The sequence below is a fragment of the Pseudomonas morbosilactucae genome, assembly GCF_023241715.1.
In the GTDB taxonomy this organism is placed as follows: domain Bacteria; phylum Pseudomonadota; class Gammaproteobacteria; order Pseudomonadales; family Pseudomonadaceae; genus Aquipseudomonas; species Aquipseudomonas morbosilactucae.
Window position 1 is genome coordinate 1 of record NZ_JALQCW010000033.1, and the last position, 19,885, is coordinate 19,885.

A 19,885-nucleotide genomic window follows, 5' to 3' on the forward strand; every position below is an offset into this window, starting at 1 on the left:
AATGAAGCGCGGATTTTGGTGAAAATGGAGCGGGAAACGAGGACTCGAACTCGCGACCCCGACCTGGCAAGGTCGTGCTCTACCAACTGAGCTAATTCCCGCAAAATGGGCGTCCCCTAGGGACTCGGAACCCCTGTTACCGCCGTGAAAGGGCGGTGTCCTAGGCCACTAGACGAAGGGGACGCAAACCCTTCTGTACAACTGATCAGTGCTGAGTACTGATCGATTCAAGGCGGGTGTGGCCAGACCTTGAACTACAAATTGGTGGAGCTAGACGGGATCGAACCGTCGACCTCTTGCATGCCATGCAAGCGCTCTCCCAGCTGAGCTATAGCCCCTCATCGTTGATGTCATCGCTGAGGACGGGGCGAATCTTAAGGGCGTATCGGAAAGCTGTCAAACTTTTTTTCAGAAATATCTAAAAAAATTTGTCGGGATAACAATCACTTACCGCCCTCCCCCGTAAATCCGGGGGTTTCCTGACCTCTAGGAGCCGGCTTGCCAGCGAGGATGATCGCCAGAACACTGCACACCCTCCGGTGCAGACCGCCGGCAAGCCGACTCCTACCCATCAACAGCACTGACTCAGGCGATAGCGCCCAGCAGTTTTTCCCACTCTTTGTTCTCTTTCTTCGACACGCCGCCCAACAGGTCAATGGCCTGGCGCAGACGGAAACGGGTCAGGTCCGGCCCCAGGATCTCCATGGCATCGAGCACCGACACCGAACTGGCTTGCCCGGTGATCGCAGCGAACATCAGCGGCATGGCATCACGCAGCTTCAGCTCCAGGGATTCGACCACGGCCTGGATGGTCGCGGTGATGTTGTCCTTCTCCCACTGACGCAGGCTTTCCAGCTTCCACAGGATCAACTGCATCAACTGGCGAACCTGGTCACCCGACAGTTTCTTGGACTCGAACAGCTTGGCGTCCGGGTTCACGCCACCGGCAAAGAAGAACCCGGCCAGCGGTGCGACCTGGCTGAAGGTCTCCACCCGGCCCTGCACGTGCGGTGCGATCTTCATCATGTATTCGGGGTTCAGCGCCCATTGCTGCAGGCGGCTGGCGAACTCGTCCACCGGCAGGTCACGCAGCCACTGGCCGTTGAGCCAGGAGAGCTTCTCAATGTCGAAGATCGGCCCACCGAGGGAGACACGGGACAGGTCAAAGTGATCGACCATTTCCTGCAGCGAGAACTTCTCGCGCTCGTCCGGCATCGACCAGCCCATGCGGCCCAGGTAGTTGAGCATGGCTTCAGGCATGAAGCCCATGCGCTCGTAGAAGGTCACCGAGGTCGGGTTCTTGCGCTTGGACAGCTTGCTCTTGTCCGGGTTACGCAGCAGCGGCATATAGCACAGCTGCGGTTGTTCCCAGCCGAAGTACTCGTAGAGCAGGATCAGCTTCGGCGCCGAGGGCAGCCACTCTTCGCCACGCAAGACGTGGGTGATGCCCATCAGGTGGTCGTCGACCACGTTGGCCAGGAAGTAGGTCGGCAAACCGTCGGTTTTCATCAGCACTTGCATGTCCATGCGATCCCACGGGATCTCGACATCGCCACGCAGCATGTCCGGCACCACGCACACGCCTTCGCTTGGCACTTTCATGCGAATCACGTGGGGTTCGCCAGCAGCCAGACGCTGAGCGACTTCTTCCTTCGACAGCAACAGCGCCCGGCCGTCGTAGCGCGGGGTTTCACCCTTGGCCATTTGCTCGGCGCGCATCTGGTCCAGCTCTTCGGCGGTGCAGAAGCACGGGAAGGCGTGGCCCAGATCCACCAGTTGCTGGGTGTACTTCTTGTAGATCTCGCTGCGCTCGCTCTGCCGGTACGGGCCGTGCGGGCCGCCTACGTCAGGGCCTTCGCTCCAGTTGATGCCCAGCCAGCGCAGGGCGTCGAAAATCTGCTGTTCCGACTCACGGGTCGAACGCAGTTGATCGGTGTCCTCGATGCGCAGGATGAACTCACCGCCATGCTGCTTGGCAAAGCAGTAGTTGAACAAAGCGATGTAAGCGGTGCCGACGTGGGGATCCCCAGTGGGCGATGGCGCGATGCGCGTGCGGACGGTGGTCATGGCATGTCTCGGAATGAATATAAAAGCGGAGGTAAAACAGGGGGCGAATGGTAACAGGCGCGACCGGCCCGGCTCCAGTAACGAGGGCATTTAAGCCAAGGTTGCCGCGCTAATGCCCATGAATGGCCGATTATCAACAGTTGGCATTTACCACCCCCTGCCTATATGCCAGATTCGCCCCCTGTTAAATTTCCTTACACTTTCTCGACTACAGCCTGCCCATGCCTGCCCAACTCAAGCGTCGCCTGTTTATTTTCCTGCTCCTGGTGGCATTGGTCGCCCTGGGGTTCTTTGCCCAGTGGTTCTTCCATGGGCGCTTTTATGAAAGCACCGACAACGCCTACGTCCAGGGTGAGATCACCCGGGTCTCCAGCCAGTTGGCGGCGCGAATCGACGAAGTGCTGGTGCGGGACAACCAGCATGTGGAAAAAGGCCAGTTGCTGGTGCGCCTGGAAAGTGAAGATTTCCAGCTGGCCATCGAGCGGGCCAAAGCCGCCCTCGACACCCGCGAAGCCGAACGCCTGCAAGCGCAAAGCAAGCTGACCCAGCAAGCCAGCCTGATCGCCGCCAGCGAAGCCCAGGTGGCCTCCAGCCAGGCCAGCCTGGGCCGCTCGCAAATCGACCTGTCCCGGGCCCAGACCCTGCGCAAGCCCGGCTATGTTTCTGAAGAACGGGTGACCACCCTCTCTGCCGACAACCATATCGCCCGCTCCCAGGTGGCCAAGGCCCAAGCCGACCTCCAGGGCCAGCGCCAACAGGTGAATGCCCTGGGCGCCGAACTCAAGCGGTTGGACGCCCAGATCGCCAACGCCCGAGCCGACCTGGCCCAGGCCGAACTGAACCTGACCCGCAGCGAAATCCACGCACCCATCAGCGGCCTGGTCGGCCAACGCGCGGCACGCAACGGCCAAGTGGTCCAGGCTGGCGCCTACCTGCTGTCGATCGTTCCCGACCAGGACATCTGGATCCAGGCCAACTTCAAGGAAACCCAGATCGGCCATATGCAACCCGGGCAATCCGCCGAACTGATCTTCGACGCTTACGGCGATACCCCCATCGCCGGCCAGGTCGACAGTTTGTTCGCCGCCTCGGGCGCACAGTTCAGCCTGCTGCCGCCGGACAACGCCACCGGCAACTTCACCAAGGTGGTGCAGCGCATCCCGGTGAAACTGACCTTTGCCGCCGACAACCCACTGCGTGGCAAGATCCGCCCGGGCATGTCGGTCACCGTCAAAGTGAAGATCAAAGACCCTGCCGATGGCCGGTGACCAGCTGCTGCGCCCGGCCGGCGAACCGACCCGGCGCGACTGGATCGCGGTGATGAGCGCCATGCTCGGCGCCTTTATGGCGGTGCTCGACATCCAGATCACCAACTCCTCCCTCAAGGACATCCAGGGCGCGTTGTCGGCGACGTTGGAAGAAGGCTCATGGATTTCCACCTCCTACCTGGTGGCGGAAATCATCATGATTCCCCTCACCGCGTGGCTGGTGCAGTTGCTCTCGGCACGTCGCCTGGCGGTCTGGGTCTCGGTGGGGTTCCTGGTCGCGTCACTGCTCTGCTCCATGGCCTGGAGCCTGGAAAGCATGATTGTGTTCCGCGCCCTGCAAGGCTTTACCGGCGGCGCGCTGATCCCCCTGGCCTTCACCCTGACCCTGATCAAACTCCCCGAGCACCACCGCGCCAAGGGCATGGCCATGTTCGCCATGACGGCCACCTTCGCGCCCTCCATCGGCCCGACGCTGGGCGGCTGGCTTACGGAAAACTGGGGCTGGGAGTACATCTTCTACATCAACATCCCACCCGGGCTGCTCATGATCGCCGGCATGCTCTACGGGCTGGAGAAGAAAGCCGCCCACTGGGAGCTGCTGAAAAGCACCGACTACACCGGCATCCTCACCCTCGGCGTGGGCCTGGGCTGCCTGCAGGTGTTTCTTGAGGAAGGCCACCGCAAGGACTGGCTGGAGTCCAGCCTGATCGTCGGCCTGGGCAGCATTGCCCTGGTCAGCCTGGTGACCTTTGTGATCGTGCAAGTCTCCAAGCCCAACCCGCTGATCAACCTGGGCATCCTGGGTAATCGCAACTTCGGCCTGTCGAGCATTTCCAGCCTGGGGATGGGGGTGGGGCTGTATGGCTCGATCTACCTGTTGCCGCTGTACCTGGCGCAGATCCAGAACTACAACGCCATGCAGATCGGCGAAGTGATCATGTGGATGGGCATTCCCCAGCTGTTCCTGATACCGCTGGTGCCGCTGCTGATGAGGTTTGTCTCGCCCAAGTGGCTGTGCACCCTGGGCTTCGGCCTGTTCGGATTGGCGAGTTTTTCATCCGGGGTGCTGAACCCGGACTTCGCCGGGCCGCAGTTCAACCAGATCCAGATCATTCGTGCCCTGGGGCAACCGCTGATCATGGTCACCATCTCGCTGATCGCCACCGCCTACATCCTGCCCCAGGATGCGGGTTCGGCGTCGAGTCTGTTCAACATCCTGCGCAACCTCGGCGGCGCCATCGGCATCGCCCTGCTCGCCACCTTGCTGGATGCGCGAACCAAGACCTACTTCGATTACCTGCGCGAAGCCATAGTGCCGAGCAACCCCCAAGTGGCGGAGCGCCTGGCCAGCCTGACCGACACCCTCGGCAATGAAACCGCCGCCCTGGGCAAGCTCAGTGAAATTGCCCACCAGCAGGCGCAGATCATGGCCTACAACGATGCGTTTCATTTTGTCGGGATCGCCCTGGGCGTGAGCATGCTCGCGGTGCTGCTGACCAAGGCACTGCCCAAGGGCCTGAAGGCTGGAGAAGCCCACTGAACTGAAGCTGGCGGGCGCAAGAGGCCCTCGATCCTTGCACAGGGCTTGAGGGCCTCTTCGCCGGCAAGCCGGCGCCTACTAGGGATGGAGCGTCGTTAGACGGTCAACAGGCGCTCGCGCAGTTTGCTGATTTCGTCGCGCATTTGCGCCGCGGCCTCGAACTCCAAATCCCGGGCCAGTTGGTACATTTTCTCTTCGAGCTGGCGGATGCGCTTGGTGATCTCACTTGGCGAACGCAGCTCGTTTTCGTACTTGGCGTTTTCTTCCGCGGCCTTGGCCATGCCTTTGCGCTTCTTGCTGCGCGAGCCTGGCACCGTGGCGCCTTCCATGATGTCGGTGACATCCTTGAACACGCCCTTGGGGGTGATGCCATTGGCCAGGTTGAAGGCGATCTGTTTATCGCGACGGCGCTCGGTCTCGCCGATGGCCCGTTCCATGGAGCCGGTCATGCGGTCCGCGTAGAGAATCGCCCGGCCATTGAGGTTACGCGCGGCACGACCAATAGTCTGGATCAACGAGCGTTCGGAACGCAGGAAACCTTCCTTATCCGCATCGAGAATCGCCACCAGGGACACTTCCGGCATGTCCAGGCCTTCACGCAGCAGGTTGATCCCCACCAGCACGTCAAAGGTGCCCAAGCGCAAGTCGCGGATGATCTCCACCCGCTCTACGGTGTCGATGTCCGAGTGCAGGTAGCGCACGCGCACCCCGTGGTCCGCCAGGTAGTCGGTCAAATCCTCGGCCATGCGCTTGGTCAGCGTGGTCACCAGCACCCGCTCCTCCAGGGCCACCCGCTTGGTGATTTCTGAAAGCAGGTCGTCGACCTGGGTCAGCGCCGGGCGCACTTCAATCTGCGGGTCCACCAGGCCGGTGGGCCGCACGACTTGTTCCACCACCCGGCCGGCATGCTCGGCCTCGTAGTTGCCCGGCGTCGCCGAGACGAAGATGGTTTGCGGGCTCACGCCCTCCCACTCGTCGAAACGCATGGGCCGGTTGTCCAGCGCCGAGGGCAGGCGGAAACCGTACTCCACCAGGGTTTCCTTACGCGAGCGGTCGCCCTTATACATGGCGCCCACTTGCGGCACGCTGACGTGGGACTCGTCGATCACCAGCAAGGCGTCGGCCGGCAGGTAGTCGTACAAAGTCGGCGGTGCAGCCCCGGCCGGACGACCCGACAGATAACGCGAGTAGTTTTCGATGCCGTTGCAGTAGCCCAACTCAAGGATCATCTCCAGGTCGAAGCGCGTGCGCTGCTCCAGGCGTTGCGCCTCCACCAGCTTATTGTTGGAACGCAGGTACTCCAGGCGCTCCTGCAACTCGACCTTGATCCCCTCGATCGCATCCAGCAGGGTCTCCCGCGGGGTCACGTAGTGGCTCTTGGGGTAGAAGGTAAAACGCGGCAACTTGCGAATCACTTCGCCCGTCAGTGGATCGAAAGCCGACAGGCTCTCGACTTCGTCATCGAACAGCTCGATGCGGATGGCTTCCAGGTCGGATTCAGCCGGGTAGATATCGATGACGTCACCGCGCACACGGAACGTGGCCCGAGCAAAATCCATATCGTTGCGGGTGTATTGCAGGTCCGCCAGACGCCGCAGCAAGGCGCGCTGGTCGAGTTTGTCGCCGCGATCGACGTGCAACACCATCTTCAAATAGGTTTCCGGGCTGCCCAGGCCGTAGATGCAGGACACCGTGGTGACGATGATCGCGTCCTTGCGCTCCAGCAGCGCCTTGGTCGCGGACAGGCGCATCTGCTCGATGTGGTCGTTGATCGAGGCGTCCTTCTCGATAAAGGTGTCGGACGATGGCACATAGGCTTCGGGCTGGTAGTAGTCGTAGTAAGAGACGAAATACTCCACCGCGTTGTTCGGAAAAAAGGCCTTGAACTCCCCGTACAACTGCGCCGCCAAGGTCTTGTTCGGCGCCAGCACCAGGGTTGGGCGCTGCACCTGGGCAATCACGTTGGCGATGCTGAAGGTCTTGCCCGAGCCGGTCACACCGAGCAGCGTCTGGTGCGCCAGCCCGGCCTCGATACCTTCGACCATCAGGCGAATGGCTTCCGGCTGGTCGCCGGCGGGCTGGAAGCGGGTGACTAGCTGGAATTCAGACATAACGTACCTCTGGGTTCACCCCCGCACGACACGAACGGGCTGGAGCGAGAACGACCGCGAACGACAAACGTCGTCGGGAAAAACTGGGATTGTCCTAGATGTGGAGGCAAATACCACCGCTTTCAAGATAACGGTCCTACACGCCCTAACGCCTTTGACGTTGCAATAAGACTAACGGTCGAAAAATAAAGCGAAAAACTTAGGGCAAAAAGCCAATAGGCTGTCGCCGCCAGAAAGGATGGCCTCTATACTAGCTCCCCGTTTGTGCACCGCTCTAGTGCATCCGGCTGGAGCGCGACACGTCCCTCCACACTCCATTCAGAGCCGCCGTAATAATGAGCCTGTTCTCCGCTGTCGAAATGGCACCACGCGATCCAATCCTGGGCCTCAACGAAGCATTCAACGCTGACACCCGTACCAATAAGGTCAACCTGGGGGTCGGCGTTTACTGCAACGAGGAGGGGCGAATTCCACTCCTGCGCGCCGTTGTCGAAGCCGAGACGATTCGTGTCGCCCAACACGCTTCCCGCGGTTACCTGCCGATCGACGGTATCGTCGCTTACGACCAGGCCGTGCAAAAGCTGCTGTTCGGTAACGACTCGCCGCTGATCGCCGCTGGCCGCGTCATCACCACTCAAGCCGTGGGCGGTACCGGTGCACTGAAAATCGGTGCCGACTTCCTCAAGCAATTGCTGCCTGACGCCGTTGTCGCCATCAGCGACCCGAGCTGGGAAAACCACCGCGCGCTGTTCGAAACCGCGGGTTTCCCGGTACAGAACTATCGCTACTACGACGCCGCCACCCACGACGTAAACCGTGCCGGCCTGCTGGAAGACCTCAACGCCCTGCCTGCCCAGTCCATCGTGGTGCTGCACGCCTGCTGCCACAACCCGACCGGCGTCGACCTGACCCCGGCCGACTGGAATGACGTGCTGGAAGTGGTCAAGGCGAAGAACCTGGTGCCGTTCCTCGACATGGCCTACCAGGGCTTTGGCGACGGCATCGACGAAGACGCCGCCGCCGTGCGCCTGTTCGCCGAGTCGGGCCTGACCTTCTTCGTCTCCAGCTCCTTCTCCAAATCCTTCTCCCTGTATGGCGAGCGCGTTGGAGCACTGTCCATCGTCAGCGAGTCGAAAGAGGAAAGCGCCCGCGTGCTGTCGCAAGTCAAACGCGTGATCCGCACCAACTACTCCAACCCGCCGACCCACGGCGCCAGCATTGTCGCCGCCGTGCTCAACAGCCCGGAACTGCGCGCGCAATGGGAGCAGGAACTGGCGGAAATGCGCCTGCGCATTCGCGGCATGCGCAATCAGATGGTCGACTTGCTGGCCAAAGGCGCGCCACAGCGCGACTTCAGCTTCGTCGGCCGCCAGCGCGGGATGTTCTCCTACTCCGGCCTGACCGTTGAGCAAGTGACCCGCCTGCGCAACGAGTTCGGTATCTACGCCCTGGACACCGGCCGCATCTGCGTGGCCGCGCTGAACCAGAACAACATCGACGTGGTGACCAAGGCCATCATTCAGGTGATCTAAGCCACCTCGGTGACAGAAAAAGGGGAAGCCATCTGGCTTCCCCTTTTTTGTCCCGCCGACAAAATCTCCAACCCAGGGCCCGCGCGCTCTAGACTCAGGCCGTGCCCCTACCCTTGCCATCGAGAACCCAGATGAAAAACGACGACCTGCGGGCAGACCGCGACGAACTGGAGCACTACGTGTCCCGCCCTCAGAAACGCGAAAAGAGCCTGGTGCTGCAAATCGCCCTCGGCGTGTTTCTCGGTGGGCTGGCACTGTGGCTGGTACAACTGGCCGGCGGCGCCCTGGCGGCCAAGTTCATGCTTGGCACTCTGACCTTCGGCGGCTGAACGAGCTCAGCCGGCCAACTCTTTGGAGCGCTGGCTGGCGGCATCATCAAACGCGACATACAGCGATTCGGCCACTTGGCTCTTGATCGCCTTGCTGCTTTCCAGCCCGAGGACAAACCCTTCGGCCTTGCCACCAGCGCGGTTGAGATCGGCAGCCGAAGCAGCGCCGACAATGGCATCCCACAATTTACTGGCCTGGGGCCCAACCCCTTTGGGCAGGGCGATCTGTTCGATGCTCATGCCAACCCCCCCGATCGGTGCGTTAAGCGGCGGGTGACTGAAAGCGAATACAGGGAGCGGGTCATAAAGCGTACCTTTGCGGCGGGAGGCCGGTCGCGCGTGAAACCACTTCCGGGGCGCCATGGTAGCCCTCCCTCCCGCTTCTGGTAACCGCCCAGGCCGATTTTTCCTCGGTCGACGCCTAGCGGCACCGGCCAGCAGAAAACTGCAATCCTGCGCTTGACTTCTCCTTCTTAATCAGTAAGATACGCCGCATTCCGCGATAGCTCAGTTGGTAGAGCAAGTGACTGTTAATCACTGGGTCCCTGGTTCGAGTCCAGGTCGTGGAGCCATATTCCTACACTGATTTGCCTTGATGTTTATGAGAGCGCCCTGCTCTTTCGGCACGTCAGCTCAAGCATCGCCCCCGACAGATAACCGATCCGCCCGTCAGCCAGACGCGCGGATGCACGTGTTTTGCCCAACAGAAACCTTCCTGTACCGACCCTGTTGCTTTGCCTCAAGGGCCGACGTAGGCTGTCCGCCTCTTTATCCAAGCAATCAGACGATGTGATGTTCTCGACAGCACAGTCACCGTGCCCCTCGCCCTTGATGAGCCCCTCGGCAACCCTGGCCGTTGCCCAGCAGGACTGCGCGATCAATCGTCGGCGCCGTAGCGTCCTGTTTGCCTTCACCTTCTCCCCGCATCAGGGCAGTCGCTAACTGCAATTGACTGCACCGCCAACCGCGAGGTTGTAGGAGCTGGCTTGCCAGCGAAGGCGCCCTGAACAGCAGCACATCCCACAATGGCCTTTTCGCCGGCAAGCCGGCTCCTACGCGCATCCCCCTTTTTTGGCGCCTGAAGCTTCAGCGCGGGTCTTGATCATGAACAAAGCCCTGTTAGCCGCCCTGATCCTGGGCATTTCCATTGTCGGCCTGAGCATCGGTTCCACCGTGCCGATCCTCGCCTTGCGTTTGTACCAGGCCGGTGCCTCCAACAACCAGATAGGCATCATGTCGGCGCTGCCAGCCGCGGGCATGATGCTCTCGGCCTTCCTGGTCAACGCCCTGTGCCTGCGCCTGACCCGGCGCCAGATCTACCTGCTGTGCTTCAGCCTTTGCGCCTTGAGCGTGGCCGCCCTGGAATGGCCAGGGGCCAGCCTCTACAGCCTGGGCCTGGCGCGGATCGCCATGGGCCTGGGCGCAGGGCTGATCATTATTCTCGGGGAAACCTGGGTCAATGAAATGGCCGAGGACGCTACCCGCGGACGGCTGGTGGCGGTCTACACCACCTGTTTCACCTTCTTCCAACTACTGGGCCCGGGCCTGGTCTCGCTATTGGGCACCGGAGGGCCGGCCGTGCTGTCTATCGTCAGCGTCGGCTACGCCGTGGCGATCGCCGTGGTCTGGCTGACCCTGCCCCAGGCAGACCTCCAGGCACCCCACGCCGAAAGTCGGACCTTCTCGGTGCTGGGCTTTATCCGCATCGCCCCGGCACTGTGCGTGGGCATCCTGTTCTTCGCGTTTTTCGACAGCGTGATTCTGTCGCTGTTTCCGGTCTACGCCGCCGGCCATGGCTACAGCATCAAGCTCGCGGCCCTGATGGTGACCATCATCCTGCTGGGCGACACGGCCTTCCAGTTCCCCCTCGGCTGGCTCTCGGACACACTCGGGCGCCCTGGCATCTACCTCGGCTGCGGCATCGTTGCCCTGGCAATCGGCCTGGGCCTGCCGCTGCTCATGGAAGCCCCCGCCCTGCTCTGGCCCAGTCTGGTGATCCTCGGTGCGGCGGCCGGCGGCATCTATACCCTGGCCATCGTACTGATAGGCCAATCCTTCAGCGGCGCCGACCTGGTCACCGCCAACGCCAGCGCCGGCCTGCTCTGGGGCATCGGCAGCCTGTTGGGACCCTTGCTCAGCGGCGCGGCCATGAGCGGCGGCAGCTATGGCCTGCCCCTGACCCTGGCGGCCGCCGCTGCCATAGTGGTGGTATTTGCACTGTCCCTGGTGCGCCAAGGGCAATTGAGCGAGGCAGCCGACTAAAACGGGCCATCACCCAGCGGATGCGGTCGGTGATCATTCACAGGCCGCGTCTTTGTCATTACCATCGCGCGATCCGCAATCCCACCTCATGGACCCCCTCGCGATGGACCGACTTCTGCGCCTGCTGCCCCTGTGGGGCCTGCTCTCCCTTCTGCCCCTGCCGGCCCTGGCCGAAGCACCCTTGGACTGCGCCACCTTGAGCGACAAGGTGTCCCTGGAAGCCGGCGAATACCGCCCGCCCCTGGAGGCCAAAGTCATCGGCCAGGGTCGCCTGCACTTTCACAGCGGGCCGAGCGCCGCCTGCGTGAACAAGAAACTTTATGTGATTCCCGGTGATGGCCTGACGGTGTACGCCTCCAGCGAAGACGGCTGGACCCAGGTCATGTACATCGCCAAGGACGGTGAGGACTACACCGGCTGGGTCGAAAACAAACGCCTGCTGTTGGGCAAGCACTATGGCGCAAGCGGCGCCGAGCTTCCCGATGAAGTGGCGGCGTTCATCCAGCGCCACGAAGCCTGCGAACACTTTGCCGGCGAGGAAGCCTACGACGAGGAGCGCCGGGCCTTCCTGGAGAAGGCGGTGAACGAGGTCTGCACAGGCCATGATCGCCAGCTCGTCACCTTGCGCCAGCAGTACCAAGACAACCCTGACGCTCTGCAGGCGATGAAGCCGCTGGACAACCTGGAATAATCAACCGCAAAAAAACGGCGCCTTGCGGGCGCCGTTTTTTTTGGACGAGCGGATCAGCTTCAGTGAGTCGCCTCGGTACTGCCTCGTGCATGGCTCGGTAACGAACCATCGCCGGCCTGGTTCGGCGAATGGCCCGGCTCCTCCGTCACCAGGGGTACTTCATTACCTTCGGCATCATGCAGCTTGCCACCGCTGAAGTAGTCGCCTTCACGCAGGGCCGCAATGTCATGGAAGCGCAGACTGCGCTCGGTGCCCGCGACAAACACCGACTGCTGGTCCGAGTTGCCCGCAGTGAAATGGTTGAACGCCAGGTTCAGCAGGATCGCCATGATCGCCGACGAGCTGATGCCCGAGTGGAAGATAGTCGCGAACCAGCTGGGGAAGTGATCGTAGAAGCTCGGCGCGGCAATCGGGATCATGCCGAAGCCGATGGAAGTAGCGACGATGATCAGGTTCATGTTGTTGCGGTAGTCGACCTTGGACAGGGTCCGAATACCACTGGCGGCCACTGTGCCAAACAGCACGATACCGGCACCGCCCAGCACCGAGGTGGGCACCGCTGCGATCACCCGCCCCATGAAGGGCAGCAAGCCGAGGATCACCAGAAACACGCCGCCGGTCGCCACCACAAAACGGCTCTTGATCCCGGTGACCGCCACCAGCCCGACGTTCTGGGCAAAGGCACTCTGCGTGAAGGAGCCAAAGATCGGCGCGATCATGCTCGACAGCATGTCGGCACGCAGGCCATCGCCCAGGCGCTTGGAGTCGACCTTGGTGTGGATGATTTCACCCACCGCGAGGATGTCCGCCGAGGTTTCCACCAGGGTCACCATGACCACGATGCACATCGACAGGATCGCCGCGACATGGAAGGTCGCATGCCGAAATGGAAAGGTGTGGGCAGGCCGAACATCGGCCCCTGGGTCACGCTGGAAAAGTCCGCCATGCCCAGGAACACCGCGATAACGGTGCCGATGATCATGGCCAGAAGAATCGACAAGCGGGAAATCGCCGCGCTGCCGATTTTGCTCAACAACAGCACCAACACCAGGGTCAACGCCGCCAGGCCGACGTTCGCCATGCTGCCGAAGTCCGGCGCGCGGCTGTTGCCGCCCATGGCCCAGCGTGCAGCCACCGGCATCAGCGTCAGGCCAATGGTGGTGATAACAATGCCGGTAACCAGCGGCGGAAAGAATTTGGTGATTCTGGAAAACACCGGGGTGATCAACAGGCCGATCAGCGAAGCTGCGATCACCGCTCCCAGGATCGACTGGAAGCCCCCCTCACCCGTGCTGCTGACAATCGCCACCATGGTCGACACGCCGGCAAAGGACACCCCCTGCACCAGCGGCAGCTTGCAACCGAAAAACGGCAAACCCAGGGTCTGCAGCAAGGTCGCCAGGCCACCGGCAAACAGCGAGGCTGCGATCAACAGGCCGATCTCTGCGGGGGATAACCCCGCCGCCTGGCCGACGATCAGCGGCACCGCCACGATGCCCCCATACATGGTCAGAACGTGTTGCAGGCCATAAGCCATATTCGCGCCAACACCCAAATTTTCATCTTCGGGGCGCTGCGGTGAAACGTGGGACGTATTCATGGTGTGGGGTTCCCTGTTTTTGTTCTGCGCACACTGTATGCAACATACAAGACAACTGTCTATAAAATTGTATACAGTTTATCGGCCAACTTTCCGGCGCATTGGCCCCCACGCAATTCCCGTAAAAAACCCATCCCCTGCTAGAATCCCCGCGCTTGGACGACGACTTCAGGGCCAATGAAAGCCATCACTCGCTTCACCTTTGCCGACCATCAAGGTCCTGGCGCCACCGACCCGGATGACCGGCAACTGCTGGCCGACGGGCAACCGACCGCCCTGCGAGTACCAGGGCGCGTGCTGCGTAGGCAATACGAAACCCGCCACGGTTACCTGCTGTTCACCGAGCTGGATTACTGGATCGAGGAAGCGGTGTTTGTCGTGCTGGTGGACAAGAGCCTGCAACGGATCGTCGCCCAGCGCCTGCTCAACAAGTGGTACAGCAGCTATAGCCTCGACGCAGTGGAATGGCAGGACGATGAGCACTTTTACCTGACCATCGAAGGGCTCGCCGAGTACCGCTTCTATTTCACCGTGCGTCGCTTCGCTATCCCGCTGATCCGTCCGCGACTGGGAATAGCCTGCCGACGCTTTCATCCCGGCAGCGGCCAGTGGCGCCGAGATATCCGTTAGCGCCACTGACAGCACCACCTAGCGATGCCCCCCACAAAAGGATTCGCATACTTCTAGATTCGCTTGAATCTGGATACGCAAGAGCCCTGAAGCCGGCGAGCACCCAGGGCTGAATGGACCACTGTGGATTCCCCATTTTTTATGCCGGGAGCCCGCCATTGGACCTTGCCAGCCCGCCAGCGCCCCTCTGTAATACCCCCACCTTGCCCTTACGAGCAGCACACCATGCAAACACTGGAAGGCCCGCGCATTCTGCTGCGTCCCCTGCAACGGTCGGACGCCGCCGCCCTGGTCGCGGCCGCGCAAGACGGTGAGTTATGGAAGCTGCCGTTCACCGTGGTGCCGTCGCCCAGCACCGTGCAGCACTATCTGGACGTGGCCCTGGCGGGCCGTGACGCCGGCACCGTGCTGCCTTTTGTCACGGTGCTCAAGGCCAATCAGCAGGTGATTGGCTGCACGCGTTTCTGGAAGATCGACCGCCAACATCGCAAGCTGGAGATCGGCAGCACCTGGATCGCCCGGCGCTGGCAAAAAACCTTCGTCAACACCGAAGCCAAGTACCTGATGCTGCGCTACGCCTTCGAAGAACTCGGCTGCGTACGCGTGCAATTCACCACCGATGAAATCAATCACACCTCCCGGGCGGCGATTCTGCGCCTGGGGGCCCAGCAGGAAGGCATCGTGCGCCACGAGCGGATCATGCCCGACGGCCGCAAGCGCAACTCGGTACGCTTCAGCATCATCGACGATGAGTGGGATGAGGTGCGCCAGGCCCTGGAGCACAAACTCGCGGGCTACGACCCGGCGCCGTAGGGTTTAGCGATCCGAGCGCATCAGCGGCATGACATTGCTCTCCGCGGACAAGGTCGCCACGCGGTTGCGGCCGGTGTGCTTGGCCCGATACAGCGCCGCATCCGCGCGCTGGATAAACACCTCAATGCTGTCGCGGCCACTGGGCACGAAGGTGTAGCAACCCAGGCTCACCGTCAGGCTGCCCGAGGGTGAGCCGGAGTGGGTGATGTGTTTGTCCAGGACGCTCAAGCGAATCTGCTCGGCCATGGCCAGGGCGCCTTGAGCATCGGTGTCGGGCAGCAACACCGCGAACTCCTCGCCCCCATAACGCACCGCCAGGTCGGCTTTGCGCTGGCAGCCGTTCTTCAAGGCGCTGGCGACCTCACTCAAACAGTGGTCCCCCGCCACATGGCCATAGGTGTCGTTATAGCTTTTGAAGAAATCGATATCGAGCATGATCAGGCTCAACGGGCTCTGCTGCCGTGCCCCCCGGCTGAACTCAATCTCCAGCGCCCGCTCGAACAAACGCCGATTGGCCAGCCCGGTCAGGCTGTCATGAGTGGCGATGACTTCCAGCGCCTCCTGCGCCTCCCGCAGGTCGGCTTCGATGCGCTCACCGTTCTTGACCTGATGCACGAACACCCAGCCAAACAAGCCAATGCCCAGCACCACCAGGGCGACAATGGCGCAGGACTGATAGGCCGTGGCGTACCACCCCTTGAGAATCGCCCCCTCGGAGTTGGCCGCCGCCACCACCAGCGGGTAGGCCTGCAACTGCCGATAACCGTACAAGCGCATAACCCCGTCGACTACCGAAGGAATCATGGCGTTCCCCGTCAGGGCATTGGGCAGGTAGGTGCGGAAGATTTCCCCACGGGCGAGTGAAGCGCCTATCTGCCGTTCTTCAAACGGACGCCGGGCCAATAAGGTGCCATCGGACAACGCCAGGAACATGGCCCCCTGCTCATCGATGTTGAAGCTTTTGAAGAACTCATCGAAGTACGTCAGCTTGATTCCGGCGAGCAGCACCCCCTGGAAATTCCCGTCCTGGTCATCCAGGCGCCGGGAAATGGGGATGATCCATTCGTTGTTGGCTCGACTGCGAATCGCCGGACCAATGTGCGCCTGCAGCGAGGCATTTTGCTGATGGAACCTGAAGTATTCGCGGTCCGCCACACCCTCGCCGCGCGGCAGTTGGTCGAACGAGCTGATTACCCACTGGCCATGCTTGTCGAACAGGAACATACCGCTGAGCTGCTGCAGGGTTTGCACCCGCCGCACAAACGTCTGCCGCAGCCGTGGCTGTTGTCGGGGGCCGTAGCCGTCGGCCTGGATCCATTCGGCCAGGCTGATCAGCACCAGGTCCGCCTCCATGAACGTATCTTCGGCCTGTTGCGCCATGGCACGGGTGAGGTTGACGGAGATCACCTCCGCCTGCTCCAGGTCATGGCGCCGCGACTGCTCCAACTGGAGGTACAAAAGACCGCACAGGCACAGGCACACCATGGCGATAAAGGTCACCGCCGCCTTGAGCAGCGGCAGGCGCTTGAGGGTACCGCCAGGCGCCTGCTGAGGGTCGTGAATGGGAATAGGCAAAAGCGACATCCTGAAGGGCAAGGCATGAGCCGCAGCCCAAATCCCCTGATGGTTTTCGAGACTAGCCCAAGGCTCTGTGCCGGGCAAATCACGCTACGCGAAGCCTTGGCCTGGATCGCCCTCTCCTCGCACCTCTGTTATCGGCCGGCCCGATCAATGCCTAAACCCGAGTTCGACGAGCTGTACAGTATTCACGGATAACCTGCGACAGCGCCGCAACAATCTCTGGGTCGGCCTCTGCGCCGCTGAACAAACGAAACACCGCATCGGGCAACGCCGGCAAACCTTGTTCCGCGCCAAGCGCCATCAGCCCCGGCGTCAATTGGCTGGCCGCCATGGGCGCCACCGCAAAACCGGACAAGGCCGCCGCCCGCAGCGCCACGGTGCTGGTACAAAGCATCGCGGTGCGCTGGGCAACCCCCGCCTGGGCCAGGCGGACCAGGGCCGCCTCGCGATAAGGGCAAGGCTCAGGGAACAGCGCCAACGGCAAGGGCGTGGGCAAACGCACCAGAGGTTGCGCCGCCCAGGCCCAGACCAGGGGCTCTTGCCACAACAACAGCCCCGGCTCGCTGCTCTCGCACAACGAACCCACCACCACGTGCAAGGCGCCCTGCTTGAGCTGATCGAGAAGCGTGCCGGGAATGTTCACTTGAATATCAATCAACATGCCGGGGTACAACGCCGCAAACTCCTGCAGCTCGCGCAGCAGCCGCGGCTCGGCGAAATCTTCACTGATGCCGATCGCCAAGCGCCCGTGAAACGCCGAACGAGTCAACTCGGCCCAGGCATCGCGATTCAGCACCAGGATGGCTCGCGCATACGCCAGCAGCCGCTGGCCATCCAGGGTCAGTTGCTGGGAACGGGTGGTGCGCAGCAGCAAAGGCTTGCCCACTTGCTCTTCCAGACGGCGCAAATGACCACTGACCGCAGACTGGGTCAGGTGGAGTTTCTCCGCCGCCCGACTGAAGCCCTCTTCATCCACCACCGCCGCAAAGGTCTTGAGCAATACAGGGTCGAACATATTCCAACTCGTGATTAATCATTCGAAAAATCACGATTTATATTCCTTAAAAACCTATGTTGCAATGCCGCTCCTCTCAGCCAAACGAGCGACCGCCATGACCCGCCTGCTGCACATCCAATGTTCGCCCCGCAAGCAGCGTTCCGCCTCGCTGGAAATCGCCCAACGCTTTCTGGCGGGCTGCCGGGCGCACCTGGCCCAAGTCGAGACCAGCACCCTGGACCTGTGGGACACGCAGTTGCCGGAGCTTGACGACGACACCCTCAACGCCAAGTACGCAGGCCTTGGCGGCGTGCCATTGAACCCGTCTCAACAAACAGCCTGGAACACCCTGGAAGCCCTCGCGGCGCCCTTGCATCAGGCCGATCTGATACTGCTGTCGGTGCCGCTGTGGAATTTCAGCATTCCCTACAAGCTCAAGCACTTTATCGACCTGGTGTCGCAGAAAGACCTGCTCTTCAGTTTCGACCCCGAGCGTGGCCTGCAAGGGCTGCTGAAGAACAAAACCGCCGTGGTGGTCTACGCTCGCGGCCTGGATTTTTCCGCCCAGTCCGCAACCCCTGCACAGCGCTTCGACTTCCAGAAACCTTACGTGGAGGCCTGGCTGGACTTTATCGGGGTGAAGCAAGTGCATTCGCTGATCGTAGAAAAAACCATCCTGGGCGAAGAGGTCGATCACCTCGCGCGCCAAACAGCCGGCCAACAAGCACAAGACCTGGCGGATCGCCTGTTCACCTGAGGCCAACTCGCCGGGCGCCGCCATTGAAGCGCTGGCGCCCTGTCCGAACGGGCAGGGGGCCTGTGGCATAATCCCACCTCGCCCTGCCCCTGAAGAGCTCGCCACGTGAAACTCATAGATGCTTATGCCGATGAATCGGCCTGCCAGGACCTGTATCAACTGCTGAAAAAAAGAACCGAACAGTTCTCCATCAGCCACGCCGCGGTTCCTGATTACGCACAGCACGTGGAGTTCTATCGCTCAAAGCCCTATCGGGTCTGGTACATCATCGAACAGGACGGACAAAGCCTGGGCTCGGCGTACATCACCGAGAACAATGAGATCGGGGTATTCGTCATCGACGAAGCACAGGAGCTGGAGCAACGCGTGTTGCAGCAACTGATCAGCAGCCACAGCCCGCTACCGGCCATCAAGTCCCGAAGAGCGGGGTCGTTCAGCCTCAACGTCAACCCCAGCAACCAACGCTTGATCGACTCTGCGCTAGCCCTGGGCGGCCAGCACATCCAGAACACCTACCGCTTCTAGTGCCGCTGGGGCGGGCGACACTTCGCCACTTACTGTGGCTTTACAAAGGCGTCTTCGGTCACCGGCGAATGGGCTGAAATACGCCGTGTGGCCACGGCCCCCAATACCCGCTCCAGCTCTTTGGGCGGCAGACCGAAGCCGGGACGAACACTTCTGACCGCGTCGGCGCCAATCACTGCCCCGGGCTCGATGTCCTTGACGAAATACAGCGACCTGCGGAACTTCAAATTGCCCAACTCACTGGGCTGGCGCTCATAGCTGGCCCGCCCCAGGGCCTTCCACACGGTAAACGCATCGCGGCACAGGGCCGAAAGCTCGGGCGCCTCCAGAGAGAAACTGTCATCCGGCCCGCCTCTGGAGCGGTCCAGGGTGAAGTGCTTCTCGATGATCGAACCTCCCAGAGCGATGCTGGCGATGGAGGTCGCGTTGTCCAGAGTGTGATCCGACAGCCCCGTTATCAGGCCGAAGCGCTGCAACATGTCCGGGATGGTGCGCAGGTTGTAGTCTTCAGCCGGTGCCGGGTAGCCACTGACACAATGCAGGATCGCCAACGCCTTGCACCCCGCGCCCCGAGCAGCATCAACGGCCTCGGCGATCTCCTCGGCATTGGCCATGCCGGTGGAAATGATCAAGGGTTTGCCCGTACTGGCGGCGTAGGCGATCAGCGGAAGGTCCACTGCCTCAAAGGAGGCGATCTTGTAGGCCGGCGCATTCAGGTCCTCAAGAAAATCCACCGCGGTGTGATCGAAAGGAGAACTGAACAGCGTGATCTCCCGCTGCCGTGCATGCTCGAACAACCCGGCGTGCCACTCCCAAGGCGTATGCGCCCACTCATACAGATCGTAGAGCGTCTTGCCGGCCCACAATCCCTCAGTGATCTGGAAGTCCGGCAAGTCCGACTTCAGGGTGATGGTGTCCGCCCGATACGTCTGGATCTTCAGCGCGCTGGCCCCGGCCTTCTTGGCCTCATCGATAATCCGCAACGCCGCCTCATAATCACCGTTATGGTTGGCGGACATCTCGGCGATGACATAAGGAGGACAACCCGGGCCAATCTCGACCCCGTCAATGCGTATAGATTTATTCATCAGATTCCCAAACCACGCAAAAAACACCGCCTTTGATGGGGCAAGGCGCGTCTAGCGAAGACACTCGAACACAATCACATTTCGCAGATGCGTG

16 protein-coding genes, 4 tRNA genes and 1 pseudogene are annotated in these 19,885 nt (G+C 61.5%); 11 read left to right on the plus strand and 10 right to left on the minus strand.

What is annotated here, in order from left to right; translation table 11 throughout:
• Positions 1-25: 25 nt before the first annotated feature.
• From M1B34_RS14785 to gltX, 4 genes are all read right to left on the minus strand, one after another.
• Positions 26-102: transfer RNA gene (locus tag M1B34_RS14785), tRNA-OTHER, on the minus strand.
• An 8-nt stretch (positions 103-110) separates the two neighbouring features.
• A tRNA-Glu gene (locus tag M1B34_RS14790) sits at positions 111-183 on the minus strand.
• Positions 184-262: 79 nt separating this feature from the next.
• Positions 263-338 (minus strand) — tRNA-Ala (locus M1B34_RS14795).
• 247 nt (positions 339-585) lie between these two features.
• Positions 586-2,067 (minus strand): glutamate--tRNA ligase, encoded by a 1,482-nt coding sequence (gene gltX, locus M1B34_RS14800; protein WP_123330783.1) that lies wholly within the window; start codon positions 2,065-2,067, stop codon positions 586-588.
• Between the two features lie 221 nt (positions 2,068-2,288).
• Here gltX and M1B34_RS14805 point away from each other — a divergent pair, with 221 nt between their 5' ends.
• Together M1B34_RS14805 and M1B34_RS14810 are read left to right on the plus strand one after the other, a co-directional pair.
• Positions 2,289-3,335, plus strand: a complete 1,047-nt coding sequence (locus M1B34_RS14805; RefSeq protein ID WP_123330781.1) for an HlyD family secretion protein — start codon at positions 2,289-2,291, stop codon at positions 3,333-3,335.
• Positions 3,325-4,875, plus strand: coding sequence for an MDR family MFS transporter (locus M1B34_RS14810; protein ID WP_123330779.1), 1,551 nt, complete (start codon positions 3,325-3,327; stop codon positions 4,873-4,875). Before M1B34_RS14805 ends, M1B34_RS14810 begins: the two co-directional genes overlap by 11 nt.
• A 95-nt stretch (positions 4,876-4,970) precedes the next feature.
• Here the strand turns inward: M1B34_RS14810 and uvrB are convergent, their stop codons facing one another.
• Positions 4,971-6,986, minus strand: coding sequence for an excinuclease ABC subunit UvrB (uvrB, locus tag M1B34_RS14815; RefSeq protein WP_123330777.1), 2,016 nt, complete (start codon positions 6,984-6,986; stop codon positions 4,971-4,973).
• A gap of 335 nt (positions 6,987-7,321) precedes the next feature.
• Here uvrB and M1B34_RS14820 point away from each other — a divergent pair, with 335 nt between their 5' ends.
• Together M1B34_RS14820 and M1B34_RS14825 are read left to right on the plus strand one after the other, a co-directional pair.
• The gene (locus tag M1B34_RS14820; protein ID WP_123330775.1) at positions 7,322-8,518 is read left to right on the plus strand and encodes an amino acid aminotransferase; all 1,197 of its coding nucleotides are present in this window, start codon (positions 7,322-7,324) and stop codon (positions 8,516-8,518) included.
• Between the two features lie 131 nt (positions 8,519-8,649).
• The gene (locus M1B34_RS14825) at positions 8,650-8,847 is read left to right on the plus strand and encodes a hypothetical protein (protein WP_123330772.1); all 198 of its coding nucleotides are present in this window, start codon (positions 8,650-8,652) and stop codon (positions 8,845-8,847) included.
• 6 nt (positions 8,848-8,853) lie between these two features.
• Here M1B34_RS14825 and M1B34_RS14830 read toward each other — a convergent pair whose 3' ends face one another.
• A complete protein-coding gene (locus M1B34_RS14830; RefSeq protein ID WP_123330770.1) occupies positions 8,854-9,087 on the minus strand; it encodes a hypothetical protein in 234 nt (77 codons plus the stop codon).
• A 256-nt stretch (positions 9,088-9,343) separates the two neighbouring features.
• Between M1B34_RS14830 and M1B34_RS14835 the strand changes: the two genes are divergently transcribed.
• The 3 genes from M1B34_RS14835 to M1B34_RS14845 all read left to right on the plus strand — a co-directional run bounded on the left by M1B34_RS14835 (position 9,344) and on the right by M1B34_RS14845 (position 11,800).
• Positions 9,344-9,419 (plus strand) — tRNA-Asn (locus M1B34_RS14835).
• Positions 9,420-9,951: 532 nt separating this feature from the next.
• A complete protein-coding gene (locus M1B34_RS14840) occupies positions 9,952-11,109 on the plus strand; it encodes an MFS transporter (RefSeq protein ID WP_123334325.1) in 1,158 nt (385 codons plus the stop codon).
• Between the two features lie 103 nt (positions 11,110-11,212).
• A complete protein-coding gene (locus M1B34_RS14845; RefSeq protein WP_268265513.1) occupies positions 11,213-11,800 on the plus strand; it encodes an SH3 domain-containing protein in 588 nt (195 codons plus the stop codon).
• 59 nt (positions 11,801-11,859) lie between these two features.
• Here M1B34_RS14845 and M1B34_RS14850 read toward each other — a convergent pair.
• Positions 11,860-13,400, minus strand: a pseudogene (locus M1B34_RS14850) (nucleobase:cation symporter-2 family protein).
• Positions 13,401-13,577: 177 nt separating this feature from the next.
• Here M1B34_RS14850 and M1B34_RS14855 point away from each other — a divergent pair.
• Together M1B34_RS14855 and M1B34_RS14860 are read left to right on the plus strand one after the other, a co-directional pair.
• Entirely contained in the window at positions 13,578-14,030 is a 453-nt protein-coding gene (locus M1B34_RS14855; RefSeq protein WP_123330762.1) for a hypothetical protein, read from the plus strand.
• A gap of 225 nt (positions 14,031-14,255) precedes the next feature.
• A complete protein-coding gene (locus tag M1B34_RS14860; RefSeq protein ID WP_268265514.1) occupies positions 14,256-14,843 on the plus strand; it encodes a GNAT family N-acetyltransferase in 588 nt (195 codons plus the stop codon).
• A gap of 3 nt (positions 14,844-14,846) precedes the next feature.
• Here M1B34_RS14860 and M1B34_RS14865 read toward each other — a convergent pair whose 3' ends face one another.
• Together M1B34_RS14865 and M1B34_RS14870 are read right to left on the minus strand one after the other, a co-directional pair.
• On the minus strand, positions 14,847-16,418 hold the full coding sequence (locus tag M1B34_RS14865) for a sensor domain-containing diguanylate cyclase (protein ID WP_268265515.1): 1,572 nt from the start codon (positions 16,416-16,418) through the stop codon (positions 14,847-14,849).
• Positions 16,419-16,578: 160 nt separating this feature from the next.
• Positions 16,579-17,439 carry a LysR family transcriptional regulator gene (locus M1B34_RS14870; RefSeq protein WP_268265516.1) on the minus strand — a complete coding sequence of 287 codons (861 nt, stop codon included), beginning with the start codon at positions 17,437-17,439 and terminating at the stop codon, positions 16,579-16,581.
• 97 nt (positions 17,440-17,536) lie between these two features.
• Here M1B34_RS14870 and M1B34_RS14875 point away from each other — a divergent pair, with 97 nt between their 5' ends.
• Positions 17,537-18,178, plus strand: coding sequence for an FMN-dependent NADH-azoreductase (locus tag M1B34_RS14875; protein WP_268265517.1), 642 nt, complete (start codon positions 17,537-17,539; stop codon positions 18,176-18,178).
• A 105-nt stretch (positions 18,179-18,283) separates the two neighbouring features.
• A complete protein-coding gene (locus tag M1B34_RS14880) occupies positions 18,284-18,703 on the plus strand; it encodes a hypothetical protein (RefSeq protein WP_268265518.1) in 420 nt (139 codons plus the stop codon).
• Positions 18,704-18,732: 29 nt separating this feature from the next.
• Here M1B34_RS14880 and pseI read toward each other — a convergent pair whose 3' ends face one another.
• A complete protein-coding gene (pseI, locus tag M1B34_RS14885) occupies positions 18,733-19,791 on the minus strand; it encodes a pseudaminic acid synthase (RefSeq protein ID WP_268265519.1) in 1,059 nt (352 codons plus the stop codon).
• Between the last annotated feature and the right edge of the window lie 94 nt (positions 19,792-19,885).

Excerpts from the sequence above, each read along its gene's own strand:
- gltX (WP_123330783.1), bottom strand. The coding sequence starts at position 2,067 with ATGACCACCGTCCGCACGCGCATCGCGCCATCGCCCACTGGGGATCCC.
- M1B34_RS14805 (WP_123330781.1), top strand. The coding sequence starts at position 2,289 with ATGCCTGCCCAACTCAAGCGTCGCCTGTTTATTTTCCTGCTCCTGGTG.
- M1B34_RS14810 (WP_123330779.1), top strand. The coding sequence starts at position 3,325 with ATGGCCGGTGACCAGCTGCTGCGCCCGGCCGGCGAACCGACCCGGCGC.
- uvrB (WP_123330777.1), bottom strand. The coding sequence starts at position 6,986 with ATGTCTGAATTCCAGCTAGTCACCCGCTTCCAGCCCGCCGGCGACCAG.
- M1B34_RS14820 (WP_123330775.1), top strand. The coding sequence starts at position 7,322 with ATGAGCCTGTTCTCCGCTGTCGAAATGGCACCACGCGATCCAATCCTG.
- M1B34_RS14825 (WP_123330772.1), top strand. The coding sequence starts at position 8,650 with ATGAAAAACGACGACCTGCGGGCAGACCGCGACGAACTGGAGCACTAC.
- M1B34_RS14830 (WP_123330770.1), bottom strand. The coding sequence starts at position 9,087 with ATGAGCATCGAACAGATCGCCCTGCCCAAAGGGGTTGGGCCCCAGGCC.
- M1B34_RS14840 (WP_123334325.1), top strand. The coding sequence starts at position 9,952 with ATGAACAAAGCCCTGTTAGCCGCCCTGATCCTGGGCATTTCCATTGTC.
- M1B34_RS14845 (WP_268265513.1), top strand. The coding sequence starts at position 11,213 with ATGGACCGACTTCTGCGCCTGCTGCCCCTGTGGGGCCTGCTCTCCCTT.
- M1B34_RS14855 (WP_123330762.1), top strand. The coding sequence starts at position 13,578 with ATGAAAGCCATCACTCGCTTCACCTTTGCCGACCATCAAGGTCCTGGC.
- M1B34_RS14860 (WP_268265514.1), top strand. The coding sequence starts at position 14,256 with ATGCAAACACTGGAAGGCCCGCGCATTCTGCTGCGTCCCCTGCAACGG.
- M1B34_RS14870 (WP_268265516.1), bottom strand. The coding sequence starts at position 17,439 with ATGTTCGACCCTGTATTGCTCAAGACCTTTGCGGCGGTGGTGGATGAA.
- M1B34_RS14875 (WP_268265517.1), top strand. The coding sequence starts at position 17,537 with ATGACCCGCCTGCTGCACATCCAATGTTCGCCCCGCAAGCAGCGTTCC.
- pseI (WP_268265519.1), bottom strand. The coding sequence starts at position 19,791 with ATGAATAAATCTATACGCATTGACGGGGTCGAGATTGGCCCGGGTTGT.